This window comes from Elusimicrobiaceae bacterium (assembly GCA_017528825.1).
Lineage (GTDB): Bacteria > Elusimicrobiota > Elusimicrobia > Elusimicrobiales > Elusimicrobiaceae > Avelusimicrobium.
Genome location: JAFXOI010000017.1, coordinates 17,736 through 42,151 on the forward strand (window position 1 = coordinate 17,736; position 24,416 = coordinate 42,151).

Annotated in this window: 27 protein-coding genes and 1 pseudogene; 16 read left to right on the forward strand and 12 right to left on the reverse strand. The window is 43.8% G+C overall.

What is annotated here, in order from left to right; translation table 11 throughout:
• Window positions 1-15: 15 nt before the first annotated feature.
• Window positions 16-1,131 (reverse strand): pilin, encoded by a 1,116-nt coding sequence (locus IKN49_03955; GenBank protein ID MBR3632196.1) that lies wholly within the window; start codon window positions 1,129-1,131, stop codon window positions 16-18.
• A 342-nt stretch (window positions 1,132-1,473) separates the two neighbouring features.
• Window positions 1,474-1,731: a hypothetical protein gene (locus tag IKN49_03960; GenBank protein MBR3632197.1), complete on the reverse strand. Its 258-nt coding sequence runs from the start codon at window positions 1,729-1,731 to the stop codon at window positions 1,474-1,476.
• Window positions 1,732-2,006: 275 nt separating this feature from the next.
• Between IKN49_03960 and IKN49_03965 the strand changes: the two genes are divergently transcribed.
• The 3 genes from IKN49_03965 to IKN49_03975 all read left to right on the forward strand — a co-directional run bounded on the left by IKN49_03965 (window position 2,007) and on the right by IKN49_03975 (window position 5,060).
• Entirely contained in the window at window positions 2,007-4,067 is a 2,061-nt protein-coding gene (locus IKN49_03965; GenBank protein ID MBR3632198.1) for a ribonucleoside triphosphate reductase, read from the forward strand.
• Between the two features lie 150 nt (window positions 4,068-4,217).
• A complete protein-coding gene (locus IKN49_03970; protein ID MBR3632199.1) occupies window positions 4,218-4,418 on the forward strand; it encodes a hypothetical protein in 201 nt (66 codons plus the stop codon).
• 18 nt (window positions 4,419-4,436) lie between these two features.
• Window positions 4,437-5,060: an anaerobic ribonucleoside-triphosphate reductase activating protein gene (locus tag IKN49_03975; GenBank protein MBR3632200.1), complete on the forward strand. Its 624-nt coding sequence runs from the start codon at window positions 4,437-4,439 to the stop codon at window positions 5,058-5,060.
• 30 nt (window positions 5,061-5,090) lie between these two features.
• Here IKN49_03975 and IKN49_03980 read toward each other — a convergent pair whose 3' ends face one another.
• Window positions 5,091-5,552, reverse strand: coding sequence for a tryptophan-rich sensory protein (locus tag IKN49_03980; protein ID MBR3632201.1), 462 nt, complete (start codon window positions 5,550-5,552; stop codon window positions 5,091-5,093).
• 188 nt (window positions 5,553-5,740) lie between these two features.
• Between IKN49_03980 and IKN49_03985 the strand changes: the two are divergent.
• From IKN49_03985 to IKN49_04010, 6 genes and pseudogenes are all read left to right on the forward strand, one after another.
• A pseudogene (locus IKN49_03985) lies at window positions 5,741-5,872 on the forward strand (prepilin-type N-terminal cleavage/methylation domain-containing protein).
• Between the two features lie 420 nt (window positions 5,873-6,292).
• Window positions 6,293-6,667 carry an acetyl-CoA carboxylase biotin carboxyl carrier protein subunit gene (locus IKN49_03990; GenBank protein MBR3632202.1) on the forward strand — a complete coding sequence of 125 codons (375 nt, stop codon included), beginning with the start codon at window positions 6,293-6,295 and terminating at the stop codon, window positions 6,665-6,667.
• Between the two features lie 5 nt (window positions 6,668-6,672).
• A complete protein-coding gene (gene accC, locus IKN49_03995) occupies window positions 6,673-8,058 on the forward strand; it encodes an acetyl-CoA carboxylase biotin carboxylase subunit (protein ID MBR3632203.1) in 1,386 nt (461 codons plus the stop codon).
• Entirely contained in the window at window positions 8,042-8,506 is a 465-nt protein-coding gene (gene rfaE2, locus IKN49_04000; protein MBR3632204.1) for a D-glycero-beta-D-manno-heptose 1-phosphate adenylyltransferase, read from the forward strand. The genes accC and rfaE2 overlap by 17 nt, the downstream gene beginning before the upstream one ends.
• A gap of 14 nt (window positions 8,507-8,520) precedes the next feature.
• The gene (locus IKN49_04005) at window positions 8,521-9,711 is read left to right on the forward strand and encodes a pyridoxal phosphate-dependent aminotransferase family protein (GenBank protein MBR3632205.1); all 1,191 of its coding nucleotides are present in this window, start codon (window positions 8,521-8,523) and stop codon (window positions 9,709-9,711) included.
• 40 nt (window positions 9,712-9,751) lie between these two features.
• The gene (locus IKN49_04010; GenBank protein ID MBR3632206.1) at window positions 9,752-10,861 is read left to right on the forward strand and encodes a GNAT family N-acetyltransferase; all 1,110 of its coding nucleotides are present in this window, start codon (window positions 9,752-9,754) and stop codon (window positions 10,859-10,861) included.
• Between the two features lie 12 nt (window positions 10,862-10,873).
• Here the strand turns inward: IKN49_04010 and IKN49_04015 are convergent, their stop codons facing one another.
• The 8 genes from IKN49_04015 to IKN49_04050 form a co-directional block, all read right to left on the reverse strand.
• Entirely contained in the window at window positions 10,874-11,428 is a 555-nt protein-coding gene (locus IKN49_04015; protein MBR3632207.1) for a prepilin-type N-terminal cleavage/methylation domain-containing protein, read from the reverse strand.
• Between the two features lie 312 nt (window positions 11,429-11,740).
• Complete coding sequence (locus tag IKN49_04020; protein MBR3632208.1) at window positions 11,741-12,229, reverse strand: prepilin-type N-terminal cleavage/methylation domain-containing protein; 489 nt, start codon at window positions 12,227-12,229, stop codon at window positions 11,741-11,743.
• Between the two features lie 3 nt (window positions 12,230-12,232).
• The gene (locus IKN49_04025) at window positions 12,233-13,141 is read right to left on the reverse strand and encodes an RluA family pseudouridine synthase (protein MBR3632209.1); all 909 of its coding nucleotides are present in this window, start codon (window positions 13,139-13,141) and stop codon (window positions 12,233-12,235) included.
• The gene (gene lgt, locus IKN49_04030) at window positions 13,131-13,919 is read right to left on the reverse strand and encodes a prolipoprotein diacylglyceryl transferase (protein ID MBR3632210.1); all 789 of its coding nucleotides are present in this window, start codon (window positions 13,917-13,919) and stop codon (window positions 13,131-13,133) included. Before lgt ends, IKN49_04025 begins: the two co-directional genes overlap by 11 nt.
• On the reverse strand, window positions 13,919-14,530 hold the full coding sequence (locus tag IKN49_04035) for an MBL fold metallo-hydrolase (protein ID MBR3632211.1): 612 nt from the start codon (window positions 14,528-14,530) through the stop codon (window positions 13,919-13,921). Before IKN49_04035 ends, lgt begins: the two co-directional genes overlap by 1 nt.
• Window positions 14,531-14,532: 2 nt before the next feature.
• Entirely contained in the window at window positions 14,533-14,829 is a 297-nt protein-coding gene (locus tag IKN49_04040; GenBank protein ID MBR3632212.1) for a septum formation initiator family protein, read from the reverse strand.
• Window positions 14,826-16,097, reverse strand: coding sequence for a phosphopyruvate hydratase (gene eno / locus IKN49_04045; protein MBR3632213.1), 1,272 nt, complete (start codon window positions 16,095-16,097; stop codon window positions 14,826-14,828). Before eno ends, IKN49_04040 begins: the two co-directional genes overlap by 4 nt.
• A 21-nt stretch (window positions 16,098-16,118) precedes the next feature.
• Window positions 16,119-17,606 carry a hypothetical protein gene (locus IKN49_04050; GenBank protein ID MBR3632214.1) on the reverse strand — a complete coding sequence of 496 codons (1,488 nt, stop codon included), beginning with the start codon at window positions 17,604-17,606 and terminating at the stop codon, window positions 16,119-16,121.
• Between the two features lie 116 nt (window positions 17,607-17,722).
• On the opposite strand from IKN49_04050, the gene rlmN reads away from it, so the two are divergent.
• The 5 genes from rlmN (at window position 17,723) to IKN49_04075 (ending at window position 21,869) form a co-directional block, all read left to right on the forward strand.
• The gene (gene rlmN / locus IKN49_04055) at window positions 17,723-18,742 is read left to right on the forward strand and encodes a 23S rRNA (adenine(2503)-C(2))-methyltransferase RlmN (protein MBR3632215.1); all 1,020 of its coding nucleotides are present in this window, start codon (window positions 17,723-17,725) and stop codon (window positions 18,740-18,742) included.
• A gap of 10 nt (window positions 18,743-18,752) precedes the next feature.
• Window positions 18,753-19,193, forward strand: a complete 441-nt coding sequence (locus IKN49_04060) for a hypothetical protein (protein ID MBR3632216.1) — start codon at window positions 18,753-18,755, stop codon at window positions 19,191-19,193.
• A gap of 3 nt (window positions 19,194-19,196) precedes the next feature.
• Entirely contained in the window at window positions 19,197-19,874 is a 678-nt protein-coding gene (gene queC, locus IKN49_04065) for a 7-cyano-7-deazaguanine synthase QueC (GenBank protein ID MBR3632217.1), read from the forward strand.
• Between the two features lies 1 nt (window position 19,875).
• Complete coding sequence (locus IKN49_04070) at window positions 19,876-20,331, forward strand: hypothetical protein (protein MBR3632218.1); 456 nt, start codon at window positions 19,876-19,878, stop codon at window positions 20,329-20,331.
• A 404-nt stretch (window positions 20,332-20,735) separates the two neighbouring features.
• Window positions 20,736-21,869 carry a pilin gene (locus tag IKN49_04075; GenBank protein MBR3632219.1) on the forward strand — a complete coding sequence of 378 codons (1,134 nt, stop codon included), beginning with the start codon at window positions 20,736-20,738 and terminating at the stop codon, window positions 21,867-21,869.
• Between the two features lies 1 nt (window position 21,870).
• Here the strand turns inward: IKN49_04075 and IKN49_04080 are convergent, their stop codons facing one another.
• On the reverse strand, window positions 21,871-22,737 hold the full coding sequence (locus IKN49_04080; GenBank protein MBR3632220.1) for a hypothetical protein: 867 nt from the start codon (window positions 22,735-22,737) through the stop codon (window positions 21,871-21,873).
• Between the two features lie 48 nt (window positions 22,738-22,785).
• Here IKN49_04080 and IKN49_04085 point away from each other — a divergent pair, with 48 nt between their 5' ends.
• Both IKN49_04085 and IKN49_04090 read left to right on the forward strand, forming a co-directional pair.
• Complete coding sequence (locus IKN49_04085) at window positions 22,786-24,048, forward strand: mechanosensitive ion channel (GenBank protein ID MBR3632221.1); 1,263 nt, start codon at window positions 22,786-22,788, stop codon at window positions 24,046-24,048.
• 242 nt (window positions 24,049-24,290) lie between these two features.
• On the forward strand, window positions 24,291-24,416 hold a 126-nt coding region (locus IKN49_04090; protein MBR3632222.1), incomplete at its 3' end, for a prepilin-type N-terminal cleavage/methylation domain-containing protein.

Here is a 24,416-nt window from a genome sequence, read left to right on the forward strand (position 1 = left end):
CGGGGTTTTGATTTATTAGCACTTCGGCGCTGAATTTGGGCACCAGGTACCTTCACAACATCCTCCATCGTACGTAACATCCCCATAAGCAGAGCCGCAAGTTCCATAAGCATTCGCGATACATTTGCTACCTTCTTTAAAGGTAGCTCCATGGCAGGAATAACCACCATCTCCAATACAGATACTTCCAGAAGAAAATGTGCCGGAGCAAGCATGCGCACTTTTAGCGGTACAAACAGATCCATTTGCAAAAGTTCCCGTACACGATTCATAACCTCCGGTACAAATAGCTGCATCAAAATTACCATTTTGACAGCTATAATATCCGTGTTCAATACCGGTAATACAACTGCTTCCCGGAGCAAATTCAGAATCATTACAACCTTTATCTCTTGTTGTCTGACAAAGTCCGTCAGTCTTTACGCTAACATGATTGCAATTATTCGCTCCATAATGCTCGTCTCCCAAACAGGTGCCGCCTTCTTCTATTACAAGTTTGTTCTCTTCTATCCCGCTTGTATGTTGATATCCACAAAATCCATTACTATACGGCATACCATTGGCTTTGCAACGGTCTTCTTCTGTTCTAAAACATTTGGTGTTCTTGTTGGACCAGGTGCGGCTGACATGATCACACGTGGCTTTGTCGATTTCTTGGTCTAGTAAATAGGCCGTATAGCCGTCTGCACTGGTTAAATCTTGGCCGTTTAGCAGTTTGCTACATAATCTTTTCGCGCGTTCATCCCCTGTTTTAGCTTCACAATGTAACTGCCCGGCAAACATTGGACTTTTGTCTAAATAACTAGCTAGACGCACATTGTCTAATTTACTGTTCGTAACCCGTATCACATTGGGGTCAGCCGTATTATTGGGCGTTACTAAGGCAAATGTTAAATCACTATTATTCATCGTAACATCTAAATTAGCCATATTATCCGTATACGCACCATTGGTCATTTTAACGGCTTCTTCGGCATCTTTAATGGCTTTGGCACCCGGTAACATGGTGCTCCAATGGCTTTTATCCACCGCCCCTTGATACATGGGTATAGCAATAGCCGATAAAATACCGATAATCAGTACGACCACTAGTAGTTCTATCAGCGTGAAGGCCTGTTTATTTTTTTGCATACGATTCTCCTTTTGTTTCTGTTTTTGGAGAATGCACACAAAAAAACGGCTGTTACAGCGGACTCCTGACACGGTATCCAACTATAACAGCCGTAGTCTGCCGCGCCCGAAGGCGTGGCAAACACTCGGCACAAAACAAACGGGTAATTAGTCCGTTTGCCTTGTGCCTTATATCGGCTGTTTTTGGCGTGTCAGGATTGCTGGTGCAAACCCCGTACTCTGCGTACGGTTCCAAAAACAGATTCAAATTGTATATACTACTATTTCTATTCTACCAGTTTTCCAATCAAATTACCATAAAAAAACCCTCGCTTGTGCGAGGGGGTTAGTCAAAAAATATTTTTATTTCTTTTTATATTTGTTTACTAAATCCATTCCTAGTTTAACGGCTCTAAACAAACCATTATCTAAGACGGAAGATACATTGTCAATCAATTGAAATGTACTGTTTGTTTTGTCCACTTTTTCGGCAGTGGTAATGGCTAAATACTCTACTGATTCAGCGGTTTTCTGGATTTGCATTAACGTGCGGGCCGCATAAATAACCAGCACCACAAAAGCTACAACCGCAATTAATGTCATGATTTGATAAAAGTCCATAACCCCTCCTGTTTTTCTTTATTTAACCAGTTTAGAAGGAACAGGTCAAGGGGGAAAATAAAATTTTTTTGAGGCAGGAAAATGAACTTTAAAATTTCTCGAAGAGAAAATAAAAAAACACAAAATTTCGTCTTTAAAAAAATAAAAAATATTATTCGTTTCCCATTAAAAAATAAGAACTTTTTGAAAACTCTTTGCAAGCTAAAATTTTTTATGTAAAATTTATTTTACCGCGCAACTCTGTTTTGTGCAAAACTACTTTAAGGAAGAAACCCATGGAAAACGCAGAAGTTATTAAGCATATCGTCAAACGTGACGGTAACATTCAGCATTTTGATTCAAAAAAAATTAGCACCGCTATCGCGAAAGCAGCCGAAGTAACCGGCGAGTTTGATGCAGAAACCGCCAAAAAACTAACGATTCGTGTTATCAATATTATTCAACAGTTGTACGCCGATACCACCCCCAACGTGGAAAATGTGCAGGATATTGTAGAAGATGTGCTGTTAACCTCCAATTATCACAAAACGGCTAAAGCATACATTTTGTACCGCGACCAACATGCGCGCATCCGTGAAATTTCTTCCAAATTTAATGTAGATTTAGTGGACCAGTACTTGAAACAATTAGACTGGCAGGTCAACGAAAACAGCAACATGGGTTACTCGTTGCAAGGGCTCAACAACTATATTTCTTCCGAAGTAAGCAAAATCTATTGGCTCAATAAAATTTATCCGGAAAAAGTGAAACGGATGCACTTGGAAGGAGATATCCACTTGCACGATTTGGGCTTGTTGGGCGCCTATTGTGTGGGATGGGATTTGCAAGATTTGCTTTTAAGCGGTTTTACCGGTGTAGTGGGTAAAGCAGAAAGTAAACCGGCTAAGCATTTCCGCACCGCTTTGGGACAGGTAGTCAATTTCTTCTACACCTTGCAAGGGGAAAGTGCCGGCGCTCAGGCGTTTTCTAACTTTGATACGCTGCTCGCTCCGTTTATCTATTATGATAAACTCACCTATGAAGAAGTTAAACAGGCTTTGCAAGAATTTTTATTTAACGTCAACGTGCCGACCCGCGTAGGTTTCCAAACGCCGTTTACGAACTTAACCTTGGACCTCAATGTGCCGTCTTATTACAAAGACCAACCGGTCATCATCGGCGGCAAACTGATGGATAAAACTTACAAGGAATTCCAAAATGAAATGGATTTACTCAACCGCGCGTTCTGTGAGGTAATGCTCGCCGGTGATGCCAAGGGCCGCGTGTTTACGTTCCCTATCCCGACGTATAACATCACCAAAGATTTTGACTGGAACAACGAAAAACTCACCCCGCTGTGGGAAATGACCGCTAAGTATGGTATCCCGTATTTTGCGAACTTTATTAACTCGGATATGAACCCCGAAGATGCCCGTTCTATGTGCTGCCGTCTGCGTATTGATAACCGGGAACTTCGCAAACGCGGCGGCGGGTTATTTGGCTCAGCTCCGCTGACGGGTTCTATCGGCGTGGTGACGATTAACTTGCCCCGCTTGGGATATCTTTCCAAAAACGAAGATGAATTCTTCGCCAATCTATTAGACCGTATGCAAACGGCTAAAGAAAGTTTGGAAATTAAACGTAAAGTCATTGAACGCTTTACGGCGGCCAATTTATATCCGTATATGAGTTTCTATTTGCGCAGCGTAAAAGAACGCTTCGGTAAATACTGGATGAACCATTTCTCGACCATCGGGTTAGTCGGTTTGAATGAAGCGGCCGTTAACTTGCTTGGGGAAGATATCGGAACGGAAAAAGGAAAAGCCTTTGCTGAAAAAGTGTTGCTCTTTATGCGGGAACATTTGGTCAAATTCCAAGAAGAAACCGGTAACAATTACAACTTGGAAGCCACCCCGGCTGAAGGTACTTCCTATCGCTTGGCAAAATTGGATAAAGAACATTATCCGGACATTATTTGTGCAGACGAAGCTATGTATAAAGAAGGTCATCAGCCTTTTTATACCAACTCTTCTCAACTGCCGGTCAATTATACCGATGATGTGTTTGAAATGTTAGACTTGCAAAACACCATTCAATCTAAGTATACTGGTGGTACTGTACAGCATATTTTTACAGGCGAACGTATTAAAAACTTGGACGCCATGAAACAGTTTATTAAAACTGTTTGCGAAAGATACACTTTACCGTATTTTTCCATCACGCCGACGTTTAGCGTCTGCCCCAAATGCGGTTACATTGAGGGAGAACATTTTGAATGTCCCAAATGTAAATCGGCACGTATGCAGGAGCTGGAACGTCAGGTACGCTTGCTCGAAGAACAGCTTTATAGTAAATAATTACACCTAATACCTTTTTAGGGTTACGCGCTAACCCTAAAAAGCAGTTCGGTTTGTGCGCAAAATTGATACAAAAATTGATACAATAGTTGTAGTAAAACCGAACCAGCCGTATCGTTAAGATGCAACCATAAACTAAGGAGAAAACCCATGACTGCAGAAGAAAGAAAAATTGTTGAAAATAAAATCACCGAGATCAAAGAAGAAATGAAAGATGTACACGGTTCCAAATGTGAAGTGTATTCCCGCGTAGTGGGGTATCTCCGTCCGGTACAAAACTGGAATAAAGGTAAAAAAGAAGAATTCGGCATGCGCAAAACGATGCATGTAGAATGTGGTTGCGATAAATAAGTCGTAAGAGTTTTTTGTATGAAAATTGGAGGGTTGATCAAGTTCACGTTGATTGACTACCCGGGCGTAGTATCAGCTATTGTGTTCACACAGGGCTGTAATTTCCGCTGCAGGTATTGTCATAATCCGGAACTGGTCTACCCTTCTTTATTTCAAGAAGGCATGCCGCAAGAAGAAGTAATGTCTTTTCTGCGCCGACGGCAAGGCACTTTGCAAGGCTTAGTAGTTACCGGCGGCGAACCTACCTTACAACCCGATTTACTCGATTTTTTGTCTGAAGTAAAAAAATTAGGTTATCGTATTAAATTAGATACCAACGGGTATCGGCCGGATGTGTTGCAACAGGCCTTGGAGCAAAAGTTGGTGGATTATATTGCCATGGATTTGAAAGCGCCGCTGGCTAAATATACGCAGATTACCGGCGTACCTACCGATGAACAAGTATTGCGCCGCAGTATGGAAATGATTAAAAATTCCGGGCTGCCTCACGAGTTTCGCACTACTTACGATAAAGAAGTATTAACAGACGCAGATATCGAACAATTAAAAACAGAAACGCAGGGACATCCCTATCGTGTGCAAGAATGTTTGCCCGTTCCTAAAGAAAAAAATATCCTCAAAGTACAACATACTGAAATTTAATAAACCCCGCTTTTCGGCGGGGTTTTAGTTTTAATTCATCAGCCAAATACCGGTGTTAAGTAACCACGCAAAACATAGCCACGCCAAATAAGGAATAAGTAACCAGACTGCGGCGCGTGAAATCGGCCTTGCAGCCCGCATGAGCCACAGGGTCATTGCAATCATCGCCAGTACTAATATCATCGCTCCCATGATGTGATGCAGGCCGAAAAACAAGGGCGTCCACGCCGCATTAAGCACCAGTTGCGCGATTATGAGCCAGGTGGCTTTTCGCACGGGCGTATTAAACTCCCTGCGCGTGATGTAAAAGGCCGCTAGGGCCAGCAGTATATACAGTACCGCCCAGACCATGCCAAACAGCCAGTCCGGCGGAGAGAAAAATGGATGGTTTAGACTGTGGTACCAATCCATATTTTGGCGTACAATGCGCACACCCATCCACATAGGCACTTGCCACACCAAGATCCATAAGACTAATTTTGCCAGTTGCATAATTCCTCCTTTTGTTAAGGTCGTACCAGTATAAAGGAAAACGGATTTTTCTACAAGTGCAAAAAGTAATTAGTTGTTTCTTTTTTGCTCATTTTACCGTCGGAAAGAAAAAGTATTGTAAAAAAAGCTTGACATCGTTTTTTTTTTTGTAGCATTTAAAATAAACGAACCAAAAAAGGAGGTAGTTTATGTTTGTAAAAAATAACAGAGCTTTTACGCTCATTGAGTTGTTAGTAGTTGTTTTAATCATCGGCATTTTGTCTGCCATTGCTTTGCCGCAATACCAAAAAGCGGTAGAAAAATCTCGCGCCGCCGAAGCTCTTACCAACATGCGCACTATTGTGAATAATGTGGAAATGGTAATTTTGGAAACAGGAATGAACGATGGGAATATTTATCTGAACACAGACAATTGGTCTGTTCAATTGAGCGGTAGCCAATGGAATAATGGATATTATGTGACAAAATATTTCATATATTCCCTAGAGGATGCGTCAGGTATATATGCCTTTCGTTGTAACGGTGTTTGTACAAGTGCAGAAGATGTTAATAATGTGGACTATGAGTTATGGCAAGATTATCCTTCTCAAAATAATGGGGTCAGTAATATCTCTTGTACCGGTTACACCGATTTAGGTACTTCCGTTTGTAAGGCTTTAGGCTATTAATAGCCACTTTTTTCTATCCGTATGCCCTCTAAAAATGCTAAAATAAGTATATATTTTTGGCAGTGAGGGAATATGGATACCAAACTGATTACAGACATTACTAATTGGCTTAAAACCACCGATTTAGCAGAATTTTGTTATCATCATAATCACAATTGTATTGAAATCAAGACGCGTGAGGCGTTGCCGGCTCCGTTAGAGTGCACTTGCCACTTGACGGCCGTTACAGCGCCGGCTTTGGGCTTTTATCATGCCGCCGCAAAGGGTAAGAGCTTACCCCTAAAAGAAGGCCAACCCGTTAAACAAGGGGACCGATTGGGCCTAGTGGAAACCGTGGCCAAAAAGCATGCCATTACCGCTCCGGTGGACGGTACCTTGCGTATTATCTCTGCCGAGGAAGGCAAGCCCGTAGAATACGGCCAGCCCCTATTTTTTATTGAACCGTAACGCTTATGCCCAAAGTTAACATCACTCCCTTCAAAAAAGTATTGATTGCCAACCGTGGCGAAATTGCCTTACGTGTTATCCGCACGCTCAAAGAAATGGGTATTGCCTCGGTGGCTGTTTATTCCGAAGCAGATCGCAACAGTTTGCACGTGCGTATGGCCGACGAGGCTGTTTGTATTGGGGCGGCGCCGGCTTCCATGAGCTATTTGAACATAGATGCTATTGTAACCGCCGGAAAAATTACCGGTGCCGATGCGGTGCATCCCGGGTACGGTTTCTTGTCTGAAAATGCAGATTTTGCAGAGGCCGTTACCAAAGCGGGTATGACGTTTATCGGGCCGACTGCGCAAGCCATTAAAATGCTGGGCGTCAAAAGTACCGCCCGTGAAATTGCCGTCAAAGGCGGAGTGCCTATAACCCCCGGTTCGAACGGCATCGTGGGCAAAAATTTTCGTGAGGTGGCTAAAAAAATCGGCTATCCGATTATGATTAAAGCAACGCTCGGCGGTGGCGGAAAAGGGATGCGCGCTTGCCTGCAAGAGAAAGATTTAGAGCGCATGATGAAAACCGCTCAAGCCGAAGCAAAAGCCAACTTTGGCGATGACCGCGTCTATTTTGAGAAGCTCGTCTTAAATCCGCGTCATATTGAGGTGCAAGTGGCGGCCGATAATTACGGCAATGCGGTTGCCTTTGCCGAGCGTGATTGCAGTATGCAACGTCGCCACCAAAAATTGTTGGAAGAATCTCCGTCTCCGTTTGTTACGCCTGCTGTGCGTAAGAAATTACAAGAGGCCGCCGTTAAACTGGTGAAAGCGGCCAAATATCGCGGCGTAGGAACGGTAGAATTTTTAATGGCGCCCAATAAAGAATTTTATTTTATGGAAGTCAATACGCGCTTGCAGGTGGAACATCCCGTCACGGAAGCCGTGTGCGGACAAGATTTGGTTAAAATGCAAATTGAAATTGCTCAAGGCCAGCCCCTGACGCTTTCTCAAACCGAAGCGGGTGTGGTGCGTTGTCACGCGGTGGAACATCGTATTAATGCCGAAGACAGCGACCAAAATTTTGCCCCCTGCCCGGGAGTGCTGGAAGAGTGGATTCCGGCCGGCGGTTTGGGTGTGCGCGTGGATAGCCATATGTATGCCGGGTACACGATTCCCAGCTATTATGACAGTTTGATTGCCAAATTAATTGTAACGGCTCCCACCCGTAAGGCACTGTTAGAACGCAGCCGCCGCGCGTTGGGGGAATTTGTAATTGGCGGTGTGAAAACCACCATCCCGTTCCATCAAAAAATCTTGGCCCAGGCCGATTTTATTGCCGGTAATACCGATACAGGGTTAATTGAACGTATGTTAGCGGCGGAGAAAAAAGATGAAAGCCAAAAATAAAATTTTCAGCCGCCGCGCGCTTGGCTTGTGGCTTGCCAAGCAACGTAAAGCGGGTAAAAAAATCGTTTTTACCAACGGTTGTTTTGATATTTTACACGCCGGACACGTGAGCGTGTTGGAATTTTCGCGCGCCAAAGGAGATGTGCTGGTGGTGGGTGTAAATAGCGACGCGTCCGTCAAACGTTTGAAAGGGCCGACCCGTCCGGTCAATAAAGAAGCGGACCGCGCGTTGGTGCTGGCAGCCTTACAATCTGTAGATGCTGTTTGTGTATTTCCGGAAGATACGCCATATAATTTGATTAAACTTGTTCAGCCGGATGTGCTGGTCAAAGGCGGCGATTATAAGCCCAGTGAAATTGTGGGTCGCGAATTTGCAAAAAAAGTGGTGCGTTTTGCCTTGTTAAAAGGGCGTTCCACTACTAACATTATTAAAAAAGTTCAACAGTAGGAAAGGAAAATAAAATGTCTGATATTTTTGAAAAATGCAGAAATTATAAAGATGCTAAACTAGCCATGAAATTGGGTATTTACGGATATTTTCAGCCGATTGAGTCTGCTCAAGGGCCGGAAATAATGTTAAACGGGAAAAAGTTTATTATGGCCGGTTCCAATAACTATTTGGGTTTGGCTAATGATCCTGAAATGAAAAAAGCCGCCTCCGAAGCGGCTGCCAAGTACGGTACAGGTTGCGCCGGCTCACGCTTTTTGAACGGAAATACTATTTTTCACGAAGAGTTGGAAAAACGCTTGGCGCGTTTCAAACGCCGAGAAGCGGCCCTGATCTTTTCTGCCGGATATCAGATGAACTTGGGCGTGGTTTCCTGCCTGCTAAAAAAAGGTGATTATGCCATTGTAGATAAACTGGACCATGCCAGCATTTTAGACGGAGTTAAAATGTCCGATGCCGAAATGGTGCGCTTTAAACACAATGACATGGAAGATTTAGAGCGCGTACTGGCTAAATTGCCCGAAGAGGCCGGCAAACTGATTATCGTAGACGGTGTATTTAGCATGGAAGGCGACATTTGCCCGTTGCCGGAAATTGTCAAATTGGCCAAAAAATACGGAGCGCGCATTATTGTAGATGATGCACATGCTACCGGTATTTTGGGTAAAACCGGCCGCGGTACGTGCGAGCATTTCGGACTGGAAAACGGGGAAGTAGATTTAGTGGTGGGCACTTGCTCTAAAACCTTTGCTACCGTCGGCGGTTTTGTGGTGGGCGATGCCGATATTATTCATTACATCCGCCACAATGCCCGCAGCCAAATTTTCTCTGCGGCCTTGCCGCCTGCGTCTGTAGCGTCTATTAATAAAGCGTTGGAGCTTATTGAAAACGATACTTCCCGCCGCGATAATTTATTCCGCATGACGGATAATTTGAAAAAAGGTCTACGCGAACTGGGTTATGATTTAGGCCATAGCACTACGCCGGTTATTCCGGTGCATGTGGGTAGCAATGAAAACTGCTTTAAGATGTGGCGCGCCTTGCATGAATTGGGTATTTTCTCTAACCCGGTCATCAGCCCGGCTGTGCCGCCAGGCCATGCTTTGATGCGCTTGACCTTAATGGCCACCCATACCGACGAACACGTCAAACAAATCATTGATGCGTTTGCCAAAGCTGGCCGCGCAGTAGGAATTATTAAATAAATTAAACCCCGCTTCGGCGGGGTTTTTTACAGGAGCGTATATGGCGATCACTGTTTTGGATGCAGAAAATAAGCTGAAAGAATTTATACAATTTCCGTTTGATTTGTATGAGAAAGACCCTTATTGGGTGGGGGAACTGAAAGCCGATACGCGCAAATTATTGGACCTTAAAGATAGCTTTTGGAGCCGCGCGCGCCGCAAATTGTTATTGGCTTATAAAGACGGGAAAATCGTCGGACGTTTGTGTGCGCTGGTTAATGATGCGTACAATGAATTTCACCACGAAAATATAGGTTTCTTTGGCTTTTTTGATTGTGTCAATGACGCGGAAGTGTCGCACGCTCTTTTTGCGGAAGGAGAAAAATGGTTGCGTGCACAAGGGGTAACCGCCGTGCGCGGGCCTGCCAATCCGTCGTCTAATCATCCCTACGGACTTTTGGTGGAAGGTTTTGACAGTATGCCTGCCATTATGATGCCGTACAATTATCCCTACTATGCCGAGCTGATTGAAAAAGAAGGTTTTAGTAAAGCGAAAGATTTATTGGCTTTTGAGCGTACACGCGACGATAAATTCAGCCCGTTATTTGAAAAAATTGCCGCGCGCGCCATGCGTGGTAAAGGATTAACCTTGCGCCGTCTTGATTTGAAAAATCTGAAAAAAGAAGCCGTCATAATCCGCGATATTTACAATAAATCTTGGGCGGAAAATTGGGGGCATACGCCTATTTCCGAAGCGGAAATACAGGAAATGGTGGACGAACTACAATGGGTCTTGCGCGTGGAAGGCACGTGTGTGGCAGAAGTGGACGGTGTGCCGGCCGGATTTTATATTGCAATCCCTAATATGAATCATGTGTTGAAAATTTTGCGCGGAACTTTGTGTAATCCGTTGCGCACCTTGCGTGCGTGGCGCGCGTGGGGAAAAATACGCGATGCGCGGCTGATTATGCTAGGCGTGGACCCGGCGCATCGTAAACGCGGACTGGATGTAGTGCTGATTAATCACATCGTCAAATACGGCGTAGCGATATGGGATAAAGCGGAGTTGTCGTGGGTGCTTGAGGACAATGAGGGAATGCTACACGGCATTAAAGAGGCCGGCTGTTATCCGATTAAACGCTACCGCGTGTATGAGAAAAAGATTGTGTAACTTGTCGTCGTGCTACGGTAAAGAATAAAAGCGGGTCCAACTATCATCAAAAATTAATTTTCCATTAAACAATTTTGTACAATAGTCTCCTTTTCCGAATGCGGAAGAGAAAATAAAGGGAGTCGCGGCGGGTCTTTCCATACATACAATGGTGTGATTATGAGGTTTCAGTTGTGTTTCTGGTCTATCAAGAAAGTAGACGAAACCTGTTCCTTGATATTTTCCGCTTATACGAGCCATAAAAATACTTTTGCCAGGATATTTTTCTAATTGAACAGACCAGTCTTTATTAGATCCCGTATCATCATAATTAGATGTGAGAAAACTTGTATTTTCTGTCCATGGAATTTGTATGCTTAAATCACTAAATGATTTTGCATATTCTCCATTTTCTAAATAATATATTTCATCTGCTTCGCCTAATGATTTAAGTAAAGTTAATCCTTCCGTAGCTTTTGCTTTTTCTACGGCTTTTGTATATTGCGGTAAAGCTATCGCGGTAAGTATACCGATAATTAGCACCACAACTAATAATTCAATAAGGGTAAAACCTTGTCTTTGTTTCATACTATTCTCCTTTTCTGTCTTTGGAAAATAGTGCATAAAAAACGGCCGTTATTTTTTGAGCCGAAGAAGTGACCCAAAGCATAACAGCCGTGGTCTGCTATTCTCCGAAGAGAATAGCAAACACTCGGCACCACACTGCTAATGGATCAGATTAGCCGTGTAGTGCCTAAAACGACTGTCTTTGGACTTCTTCGTGCCTTTGGTCTCCCAAAAGCTCTCCGTATTCTACATACGGTTCCAAAAACAGATTAAATTGTGTACGTCTATTGTACTACTTTTTATTCTAGCAAATCTTTTTGATACGCTGTTACTCTATAACGTGCCGTTTTTATTAATTTGGCTGCACAACTCCTTTTCCATATCGGGTGTTTTGGAATAAGAAGTACATTTGATTTTGCTCGGATCCGATCGGGGAATATACATGTAATACCCCGTAGTCGTTCCTCTCCAAACGCCATTATCCGCTCGTTGTGCTAAGGCCAAAATTTCTAATCCGGATCCGGTGGGCGAATAAATAAAATCTTTCGTAGCGATACGGGTATTGTTTACAATCTGTGTGGTGAGCTGTCCCGGAATTTGTATGTCTAGTTTTTCTATCTCATCTGCGGTTGCATACACTCCGTTAGACACATAATAGACTTGATTGGCATTGGCAATAGCGCGCAGATTAACAGCTGCTTCAGCCATTTTAGCCCGTTCTACGGATTTGCGGTACTGTGGCAAGGCAATGGCTGACAAAATACCGATAATCAGTACGACCACCAATAATTCAATGAGAGTAAATCCTTTTTGTTTGTTCATTAATTATCCTTTGGTTACCCGTTCCCATGTGGCCATAAAATCATCCGGCACGGGCGCTTCAAAACGCATTTTCCGTCCGGTTAGCGGATGCTTAAATTCTAATTTGCGCGCGTGTAACATTAGGCGCTCTGCCGTTGCACCTTTATACAGCCAGTCGCCTAACACCGGAAAACCAAGCCAACTTAAATGCACACGCAACTGATTGGTGCGCCCCGTGCGAGGGTACAGTTCAATATAGGTAAATCCGTTTTTACGCTCTAATACTTTATATTCGGTAATGGCCTCGCGCCCGACGTCGGAAGCCTTGATTTTACCGCCCGCCACGCGCCCAATAGGCACTTCAATGCGTCCAGTGTCGTCGGGTACTAAACCGCACGCAATAGAGTGATACGTTTTGTGCACTTCGCGGTTAGAAAATAAATCGGTCATCGCTTGCTGAAAAGCCTCATTTTTAGCCAGTAACATGACTCCGCTTGTCTCACGGTCCAAGCGGTGTACTAACCCCGCGCGCGGAGTATTTTTATCAAATCCTTTAGGCGGATTTGCCAGTATCAGTGAAACTAAAGTCTCTTCTACCGCAAAGGCTGCTTCGGGGTTTGTTTCCCAAATGGGGCTTTGCGGATGCACAAGCATACCGGCGGGTTTATTGATTACAAAATAATCTTTACCTTCCGCAATAATTAAATCGGCCAGTTTATTTTGGTGGGCGGCGGCATCGGGCATTTGTACAATTACCTCGTTCCCTTCTTCTAAAGGATAAGAGGGCTTAACGGTTTTTCCGTTGACGGTAATTTTACCGTCTTTAATCATTTTTTGGATAATGGAACGGGAAAAATCGGGCAGTTCGTCGGTTACAAACACGTCTAAGCGTTTGGAATATCCGCTAAAGGTAAACGTTTTATTAGTGGGCATGAGAAGCTCCTTTTTTCAAAAAATACAGGGCAATCAGCGCACATACCGCAGTGCCTAGAGAAATAAGCTGGGAGGGGGAAAGTCCCCAGAAAAATCCGCCCCGATAGTCCCCGCGGAAAAATTCCACCCCAAAGCGCAAACACGCATATCCGAGCAGATATGCAATTAAAATAGTGCCGTTTTTGTGTGGTTTTTTGTACAAGCGTTGCAAGATGAAAAATAAAATCAAATTGAGAACTACTTCATACAGTTGTGTGGGATGCAAATGAACGCCTAGATATTCGTGGGCCACTAAACTGTGCGGATTAGTAAACGCTACGCCCCACGGTAAATCGGTCGGTTTTCCATGGCAACAGCCAGCCAAAAAACAGCCGATACGTCCAATGGCGTGCCCCAGAGGCAGGGCAACAATATAAAAATCAGCGGTTTGTAAAACCGGCAATTTTTTCTTTTTCAGATAGTATAATAAAGTCCCCACCGCCGCAATAGCTCCGCCGAAAAATACAAATCCGTAGCGGAACCCTTGGATGGCATTTTTCAGGCGATCTGCAAACGTGGTCCCTAAATCTGGCCAAGACAGTATGAGATATAGCAACTTAGATCCCAACAAGGCACTGACAAACGCAATAAAAATGATATTCCAAAAAGTATCTTTATCTAGCTCAATAGAATGCAGGCGTTTGTATAAATACCAAGACGAAATCAGATAAGCCAGCGCGGTCATTAGCCCATAACTGGCCAGTTCAAATGATCCGATATGAAATAAAATAGGATGCATTAAGAAATCACCTTCTCGTCTTTGATAGCACTGCGCATAAATGGATTGTGCAAACGTTCGGCTCCTATATAAGAGGAACATTTTCCGCCGTAGCTATGGCCTGCAAAAATACGGGTATCTTCCGGTAGTTTAGACAGCAAAAGCAAACTTTTGCGCATTTGCCGCGCATCGGAAGAGGGCAAATCCACTCGTCCGCACGCTCCCGGAAAGAGGGTGTCTCCCGTGAAGATAGTGTCCCCTATTTGTATGCATACTCCGCCGGCAGTATGGCCCGGTGTGGGGATAATATGTACAGAAAATGGGCCGAGCTTTAACTGTTGCTCTCCACAGAAAGGTTGCAATAACTCTTCCGGTAGTCCACTTAGCAGCACATCGTTTTCTTCTATATAAGCCCGCAAATTGTGAGCACGCAAAAGCGATTGACAGTCTTTTACATGATCGAAATGCCCATGCGTAAAAAGAACTGCTTGCAGATGTAATTTTTTATCCTTCAACACCTGCTCAATAGCAGTCATATCCCAAGCCGGATCAATAAGCAATGCCTCTTGGTCTTGGCTGATTAAATAAGTGCAATTGGCCATAGGGCCCAGTTCTAAGACGTCAATTTCCATAATTATTTATTCTTAAAACGATATTCCGTTTCACCCGGTAAAGACATATTATATTGCACACGGGCCAAGTACTCCATATAAGCCGGATCTTGTTTTTCCAATAATTCCAGCTTGGCCTGTAATACTTCATATTCTTTGTCTAAACGGGCACTGTATTTTTGCAAACGTTTGTATTCCAGTTTGTTGTGCACGATGTCTCGTACGCTACTGCCTAAAAACCAAACAACAGCCGCCGTTGCTATTCCGGTCCAGAGTAGCAATTTACGGTTGCGGATTACCAAATCTTTAAGTTCGTTCATAATTGAAAGGCTTTTTGCCGTGCATAAACTGCTTTTTTACCCAATTCCTGTTCGATTTGTAATAGGCGATTATATTTGGCAGTTCTTTCGGATCGGCAAGGTGCTCCTGTTTTAATGGCACCGGCATTGGTGGCTACGGCCAAATCTGCGATAAACGTATCTTCTGTTTCGCCGGAACGATGCGAGATGATACAACTATATCCCGCCCGTTGTGCCATGGCAATGACGTCTATCGTTTCCGATACGGTGCCGATTTGATTTAATTTAATCAAAATAGCGTTGGCCGCTTTTTGTTCAATTCCCATTTGCAAGCGAGAAGGATTGGTTACAAATAAATCATCTCCGACCAGTCGGATTTTGGAGCCGAGGGTCTGCGTAATTTGTTGCCAACCGGCCCAATCGTCCTCTTGCAAGGGATCTTCGATAGAAATCAGCGGATATTTTTGGCACCAGCCGGCATACAACTTAGTTAGTTGCGTAGCGGTATAATTTTTCTTTTCAAAATAGTAATGACCTTTTTGATAAAATTCGCTGGCTGCACAATCCATGGCCAAAGACATGCGAGCGTGACCGGCTTGTTGGCACGCTTTCACCAGCGTTTTTAATACGTCCTCATGTCTAGCCATTTTGGGAGCAAAACCGCCCTCGTCTCCTACCGCAATTACTTGTCCGTCTTTTTTCAAAATCGCTTTGAGTGTGTGATAGGTTTCACTGGCGGCTTGTAACGCTTGGGAAAAAGTTTGTGCGTGCGCCGGCACAATCATAAATTCTTGGACGTCTAATCCGGAATCGGCGTGTTTGCCACCGTTAATAATGTTTAACATGGGCGTAGGCAATAAATACGTCTTGGATTTGATGCCGTAACAAGTCCGGATATGTTCGTACAAAGGTTTTTTAGCACTTTGCGCACCGGCGCGTAAGACGGCCATAGATACTGCCAACATCGCATTGGCACCCAAGTTGTTTTTATTTTCTGTGCCGTCTAAAGCTAACATGGTATCATCTATAAGTCTGATATCATCCGCTTCTAAACCAGTAATTTTTTTGGCAATTTTTTTGACGTTAGCAACGGCCTGCAAAACACCTTTTCCCAAATAGCGTTTATTACCGTCACGCAATTCTAAGGCTTCGTGGGAACCGGTGCTGGCACCGCTGGGCACCATCGCAGTAGCGCGGCTTGCGTCCGATAATAATACATCCACCGCCACGGTTGGAAAACCGCGTGAATCAAGCACTTCATAAGCAATTATCTTTTTAATGCTAGCCATATCTACTCCCCCGTAGTATAGTTAAATAATGCTTTCAATAATTTTTTTACCCTCTTTAATTAAGGTTACGGGCAATTTCGGATCCGGTGCTTCGGCATAAAGACGGATACGTCGTTCCGTACTAGACGGACGAATCGCCAGCCAACTGCCCCCTTTGAGGATAAATTTAAACCCGTCGGTAGAGTCAATACGCCATACCGAGGTTTTATTGATGTTGAGGGGAGGTTTGAGGTCCAACCGTTCCATGATGCGGTTGATTTCCGTTTCCGTTTTGGAAATACTCACTTTTTGCTCATACATGGGGCGATATTTCTTATAAAATTCTTTGCGCAGTTGTTTGAGCGTTTTCTTTTCTACGGCAATCATATCAATGGTAAGAAAACATGCTAACAGTCCGTCTTTGTCCGGAATATGATTGGCCATGGCAATGCCGCCGGATTCTTCCAATCCCATCATATACTGACCGGTACGCATAAGTTCAATAATATACTTAAAACCCACGGGGGTCTCGCGTAACATCAGTCCGTGCATTTTGGCTACTTGGTCAAACAGCGTAGAGGTAATTACGCTACGTACGACGCGGCCTTTAATCTTTTTATTTTTAACTAAATGGTGCAAAAGCATGGGGCCGATTTCATTGGGAGATACCCACTCTCCGTCCGAATCAATCAAGCCAAATTTATCGCAATCCGGGTTGCAGGCAATCCCGAGATGCATTTTTTTACTCAGCACTAATTTGCGCAAAGATTCCAAACTGACAGGTCCTGCATTGGGCGCTTTTCCGCCAAAGAGTACATCCGAATCCTCGTGAATGGCTTCTACGCTAACACCATATTTTTCCAAAACTTTGCGGAAATAATGTTGAGCGGTGCCAAAGAGCGGGTCAAGCGCGATTTTCAATTTTGCTTTTTTAAGTGCTTTGCCATCTAAGATTTTTTCCATGTGGGCCATGTATTCTTTTTTAAGGGTATTGGTAGGCACCACAGCTGTATTGAGATGGTCAAACTCTGTAGAAGAGGCTTTAAGCTGTTGGGAAGTAGAAGAGGGGGTGCGTTTTTCAATATCTTCTACGATTTCATTGTTGGCGATACCGCCATAGTAAGCTACCCATTTAACCCCACAAACATGATAATCCGCTTCACTACCGGTAATAATCAGTCCGCCCACGGCAGCTTCCTTTAATACGTTCCATTCTACGGCGGGGGTAGGAAGTGGCTCATCTGCCATTTTGACGCTAATACCGCTGGCCAAAAAGGCGTTGGCGGCTACGTAGGCAAATTGCTTGGATAAGAAGCGCGTATCATATCCAATAATAATCAACGGTTTTTTAGGTTTTTTGCCGAGTTCTTGACAATGCTTTTGATAGCCGCTTCCCTCAAAACCATAAAATGAGTTTTCCAATACATGATCAGAAATCCCAAACGCTAAGCGTTGGACGGCCTGAGCCGTCATTCCTTCGGCAATTATGCCGCGGAAACCGGATGTGCTAAATTTAATCTCTTCGCTCATAAGTGCACATATTATACTAAAACGGGGGGAAATTTTCACTCTTTTTATATGGTACGTGAAGCAAGAGTATGAGCGCGGAGCTAAAAATGTTAAAATAACCTTATACTGAGGATTTTATGCATTTTGAATATGTAAAAGAATTTATTAAGAATGCCGGGTTACCTAATTTCCGTATCGCACAGGTAAAAGATGCGGTATATAAGAATGGTATTTCTTCTTGGCAAGAGGCGACGGCCTTGCCCGTTGCCCTGCGAGAACAGTTGGAAAAAGAGCGGCCCATTTTAAGTTTTACCGTTAAGAAAATGGTCTTTTCGGAAAAAGACCGCGTGGCTAAAGCTTTGTTGAAATTAAAAGATGGGTTACTGATAGAAACCGTTTTACTCAAACCGCATGAAGGGTGGAGCGTATGTGTTTCTACGCAAGTAGGCTGTGCGATGCGTTGTAGTTTTTGCAGTACGGGTAAGATGGGCTTTAAGCGGGATTTAACCGACGAAGAAATTGCGGACCAGGTACTCATGTGGTTTCAGTATGTCAAGAAGGAAAAACTTGGGGAACGCATTTCCCACGTAGTATTTATGGGAATGGGCGAGCCGTTGGTAAACTATTTGAATGTAGTAAAAGCGGTGCAGAATTTAACTAATCCGGATTTTTTGAATATTGGTGCGCGGCACATTTCTATTTCCACCTCGGGGATTGCTGATAAACTCCATAAACTGGCCACAGATTTGCCGCAAGTAAATTTGGCTATTTCTTTGCATAATGCAGACAATGACGAACGGACGAAATTAATGCCGGTCAACCGCCGCTATGATTTAGATGAGTTGCGTCTGGCGTTGGACGAATATCTGGCACTAACCGGCCGGCAGGTGTTTTTGGAATATGCGGTTATTGATGGCGTAAATAACCGACCGGAACATATCCGTAAGTTAGGCAAATGGATTCGGGATAGTAAATTTAGTTATTTGTTGCATGTTAATTTAATTGCTTGTAATTTAGGACGCGGTGACAAGACGGAAGACCGCGTTGTGCAGGAAATGGCAGATGCACTCAAGGCGATGGGTATCGGCGTAACAATCCGCAAAAGTATGGGGAACGATATCAGTGCTGCCTGCGGACAACTCGCCTCTAAAAACTAGGAGAAAAAATATGAAAAAAATAGCATTTTTATGTATGTTATGTGTGGAATTAAGCGCGTGCGCTTCATTGATGCAAAGCAATACCGATTGGATTGCGATAGGCCCGGCTTTTCCGGCTAAAAAAACACCGGCTGAAATTGAAATTTTTACAGACAAAAAGGACATTACACACCCCTATGGTAATTTGGGCCTTTTGCGTGTTAAAAACTTAACGCCCAATAGAGATTCGTTGAAACGCGGAGTGCAAGAAGCTCGTAAAATTGCGGCTTCTAAAGGCGGCGATGCTATTTTTATCGGTCAATACAATAATGCGGAAGACGGCATTGCAAATCCTACGGTTACTTTGATCGTCTATGTATTAAAGTACGGGGATAACCTGACGGAAGGCGATTACAAGGCCATGGAAGATTTTGAAATAGAGGGCGCGTTAAATAACAGCGTATCGTTCTAATTTATGTCATCTAAAAAAGCAATTGTATTATTCTCAGGCGGCCTGGATAGCACGACGTGTTTATACTGGGCCCTGGATAAAGGTTATACGTGCGAAACCTTGACGCTTTCTTATGGGCAACGGCATGAACGGGAAGTGCGTTCTGCGCGCACCATTGCAAATCGTTTGGGTGTGAAACAACATGAGGTGTCTTTGAATTTACCTTGGCTGGCGGCCAGTTCGCTGGTGGATACCAAGCAAACTATTCCCGACCATCCGCTATCTGAAATTACCAACGGACAAATTCCTTCCACGTACGTTCCGGGAAGAAATTTGATGTTTTTATCTATGGCGGCGTCTTTAGCCGATGTAGTACAAGCAGATGCAATTGTGGCCGGGCCCAATGCAATTGATTTTTCCGGTTATCCGGATTGTACGCCGGATTTTTTTCAAGCGGCCGGCAAAGCGATTGAACTGGGCACCGCATGGGGTGTACGACATGGAATAGAGGTGTTGGCCCCGCTGATGAAATTGAGTAAAACCGATATTGTTAAACTGGGAGCATCTTTGGGCGTACCTTTTGAATTGACTTGGAGTTGCTACAACGGCGGGGAAAAACCGTGCGGTTATTGTGACTCTTGCAAACTACGCGCACGAGGTTTTGCGGAAGCCGGTGTGAAAGACGGTTCGGTGGAGAGTTAATATGAAAAAATGTTTTGCAATTTGTTGTCTGTTACTCTGTGCGGGTTTTATTTGGGCCCAAGATGATACGTCGGCTCAACGCCCTTTGGCTTTAGCGGTGCGTCCTTCTGCAGAACAACGAAAATTATTCAAGCAACGTAACAAAGAAATCCGCCGCCTGACCAAACAATACCGTCGGGCCAGTGAAGAAGAAAAACCGTCTATTAAAAAACAACTGGCACAGCTTGTGTCTACCGCCACTGACGAAGGTTTGGCCTGGACAAAAGAGCGAATTGCGGCGGAAAAAGCAAATTTAGATATTTGGGAACAAAAGCTGGCTCAACAAGAAGAAAAGTTAGAAGAGATAAAAGCCCGTCGTGTTGACGAGATTTTAAGCGGGGAAGCCGAAAGGCGTTATAAACTAGCCCGCAAACGCTGGAAAAAAGAAATGAAAGCCGTCCGAAAATCTATGAAATAACTTGTTTTTATGAAATAAAACTCCCTGGGTTACTACAGTCCGGGGAGTTTTATTTTGTTGTTAAAGGTTGTCATCCTGAGGGGTTTTTGCTCAGGATCTGCGCCTTATTTGTTGTTATAAATCGGCCTTGAAGCGTAGTAAAAAAGAATCTGCAAATGGGGTAGTCTGTTTGATATGTATGAGTAAAGCGAGTTTATCAAACAGTCGTTTGCAGATTCTTTTTTGCTTCTTGGCCGAGAGTCTTTTTGGATACTTTTTCTTCGGGAAGAAAAAGTATTAGTAAAAAAAGCTTGACTCGTTTTTTTTTTTTGCTACGATTTCTTAGAACGCCGCTGTTTTCAAGGCACTTGCTTGTGAAAGATTGCATTACGGGCGTTTTAAGATTATTAAACAGGAGAATAAAAATGTCAAAGAAAGCCTTTACTTTAATTGAATTACTAGTCGTAGTTCTTATTATCGGAGTGTTAAGTGCTATTGCTATTCCAATGTATCAAGGAGCAGTGGACAAGAGTCATTGGAGCACGATGCTCCCGGGAGCCAAAGCGATAAAAGACGCGGAAGAAGCATTTAAGATGTCCAATGACGGATATACCGGTGAAATGGGAAATCTTGATGTGACTATGGAGAACAACGATTTAACATTTAACTTAATTACTCCTAATAATACCTCGGACCCCAATGTAATCAGAGTGACGAATAGCAAACTGCCCAATGTACGCCTAGCCAGTTATTTAGATGATAATCCCAAATTTGCGGGACAATTACACTGCGAAGCGCTTGCTGGGGACGAGCGCGCAAACCGGCTATGCGGTGGTTTGTTACAAGGGCAAGAGCTAACGTCAGCTGACGGATATGTGGGATATCTTTTAGACCAAGAGATAGACCAAGGAACTTGTCAAAATGCCAGTCGCTCTTGGAGTACCAGTAAAACAAAGTGCTATAAAGATACTGCCACGCGTTGTACAGATTTGGGATCAGAGATAGTTACGAGTATGAATGACCAGTGTGGTTATGTTGGAAGTACAGGGGGGAAACAGATAGGAGAAGAAGAAATTTGTTTAGGAAATAGCGGATATACTCCTTGTATAAATACTACTATTAATCAGGGAGGAATATGTGAAGCAAGTGGGGGTACAAGGGCCTGTTATAGTGCAAAAATTAATTCAGGCGGTATTTGTCATGCTACCAATGATGCACAGACAGGTTGTGAAAGTGTGGTTGTAAATCCTGGTGGTATTTGTATCGGAGATAGCGTAAATTCTTGCGGTTTATCATGGTATGCTGCCAATACGGGAAAGATTGACGGTGGAATTTGCGTAGGAAATGGAGTTTCTTCTTGTACGTCGGGGAGTGGGCCTACGTTTATCAATGGGGCTATTTGTTATGCAAATAATTCACACACTTGCGGACACAATTGGTATTCGCCAGATGCTTCTGTTTTCTATGACGATACTTCTTGTTGTTGTGGTAATTTCTGCGGAAATGCTCCTTCCTGTGCCAGTCGAGGGAAAACCTGTGACCCGCAGTATTTGAAATAAATTATTGCAAAACTTTAATTTGGCGGGCGCGGGCATCTAGGGGGGAAACGGTTTCCTGTGTGGTATCTGCTCTCCATACCCCGCAACTGAGAGTTCTGTTTTCCAACTGATCGGCCGAGGCTCCGCTTTGCACCTTGGCATAACAAGCCACCCGGTAAGTGCCGTCGGCCAGCGGAGCGGCTTGGTAGATGCGTTGGCTTACCAGAAAAATATATCCCTTTTTACGATATTCCTGATTGACTTGATAGAAATAGCGGTCTATCTTAGTTTCTTGGGCGCGTTGTACTAAATTTTTTGCCCGCTGTAAGGCCGCCTCTGAAGGGAATTCTGCGGTCGTATCTTCTTCAATCTGCTGGTCACTTAACCATGCATTTCGCCGCGCCTGTAATTGACGGGCCTGACTTTCTATTTGAGCCAAGCGGGCGGGGTTTTCTACCGTTTTGTGTTTTAATTTTACCGTTCCGTTGGCACTGATTGCCCCCCGCGGTGAAACATGTACCGCGGTGGTATTAAGTAAATTGGAATGAGTAATTTGTAAGGTGATTTTTTCCGGTGTATAACGCTCGGCCCGTCCGTAAAAGCGTAAATTTTTCTCAAAATCTTTGTTGAAATCCCACACTATTTCAGACTGATCACTACGCCAACAACAGCTGTGTATGCAGGCTTTTTGTCCGTCTAAAGCTGCTTCCGCTTCGGCCGGTACAAAATGCACCTTGAACTGGTAGCATGAGTCGTATTGTTTTCCTTCAAAGTTCGTTTTCTTGGCAGGAATTTCCAACCAGGATTTGTTGGTGCTAACACCGGAATTGTTTAGCGGTGCATAGCAACCGGATAAGAATAGGATTGCCAAGAAAAGAAATTTTTTCATACACTTTATTATAGTAACTTTTTTACGCTGAAACTACAGGAGATAAATATGTTGAGCAATTGGATTGCGGCTTGGTTAATGCCCGTTTCTTTTCTGTCTGATAAAATACGCGTTGTCGTGGCGGAATGTATCGCTATTCTCGGCTTGGTGTTGCTGACTTATTTGGTGGCTAGAATTTTGAAATGGATAGCGCATTTTTTCTTGGGATGGTCCTTTATTCATAATCGGTGGCCGCGCTTAACAGAAGCCTTGCGCGCTTCTTATGTGCTGGATGCATTGGGGTTCACTCTTTCGGCGGTAATCGCCTTTCACTCTTATCCGTTTTTTATGCCGCTGGAAGGGGCCGTTTTACACGGCATTATAGGGCGCATAGTAGGAATTTACGGCATCATTTGTGTAATGGGGCTTTTGATTTCTTCGGTCAATGTGGTCGATTATTTATACGGCAAAAACCCCAAAGTGCCTTTGCGCGGCGTGTTTCAAGCGGCAAAAATCATCATCGTTTTACTGGCGGTACTGGTCATTATTTCCATCATCACCAGCAAAAGACCCATGTACGTGATTACCGGTTTGTCCGCGGCGGCAGCGGTGTTTATGCTGATTTTCAAAGACCCGATTTTAGGGTTTGCCGCCGGCATTCAGTTGGCCAGTAATAAACTACTCAAAATAGGAGATTGGATTACCATGCCGTCCCACGGGGCCGACGGCACGGTGGTAGATATTACCTTGACAACCGTGCGAGTGCAAAATTTTGATAATACAATCGTCAATTTACCCGCGTATGATTTGGTATCGCGTCCGTTTCAAAACTGGAACGGTATGTTGCAAAGTGGTGCCCGCCGAATTCAACGTGCGCTGTATATTGACGTAGAAGCCATTCAATTTTTAGATCAAGCCATGTTGGAGCGCTTATCTAAAATTAAATTACTGGAGACATATTTGAAAAATAAAATGACCGAAATTCGTGCCTTTAACGAGCAACGTAATGTGAAGGAAAGTGTGCTCAACGGCCGTCATTTGACCAATATCGGTACGTTCCGCCAGTATGCCGTGGAATATTTGCGCAGTTTGCCTACGATAGATCGTACACAAACGTGCATGGTGCGCCAATTGGCGGCGGGCTCGCAGGGGCTTCCGTTAGAGATTTATTGTTTTGCGGCTACGACTGAATGGGTAAAATATGAAGGAATTCAGAGCGATATTTTTGATCATTTATATTCCGTAATGCCGGAATTTGGGCTCTATCCTTTCCAACAACCTACCGGCAGAGATGTATCCAAGGCATTCGGAAAAGAAACAACTGGTAAATAGATCTTTATCCGCAGAAAAGGCACGTCTTTGGACGTGCCTTTTTTGTGCTAAGGCGGGCTTTCTTCCTTCTTGGTCGTTTTTTCGTCGACAAATAAAAAAGACTTGACAATCGTTTTTTTTTTTTGATAGCATCTTAAAAGCGGGGATAGTATCCCCTGATGTTTGTTGTGTAAAACACGCATTTTGAGGTTGTTTTATTGAAAAGAATAGAGCTGTAGAAAAGAATCTAAAAAGGAGAAACTATGAAAAAAGGTTTCACGTTAATTGAATTATTAATAGTTGTGTTAATTATCGGTGTGTTAACTGCAATTGCTTTGCCGCAGTACCAAACCGCCACCGATAAAAGCCGGTACGCTACTTTGATGCCG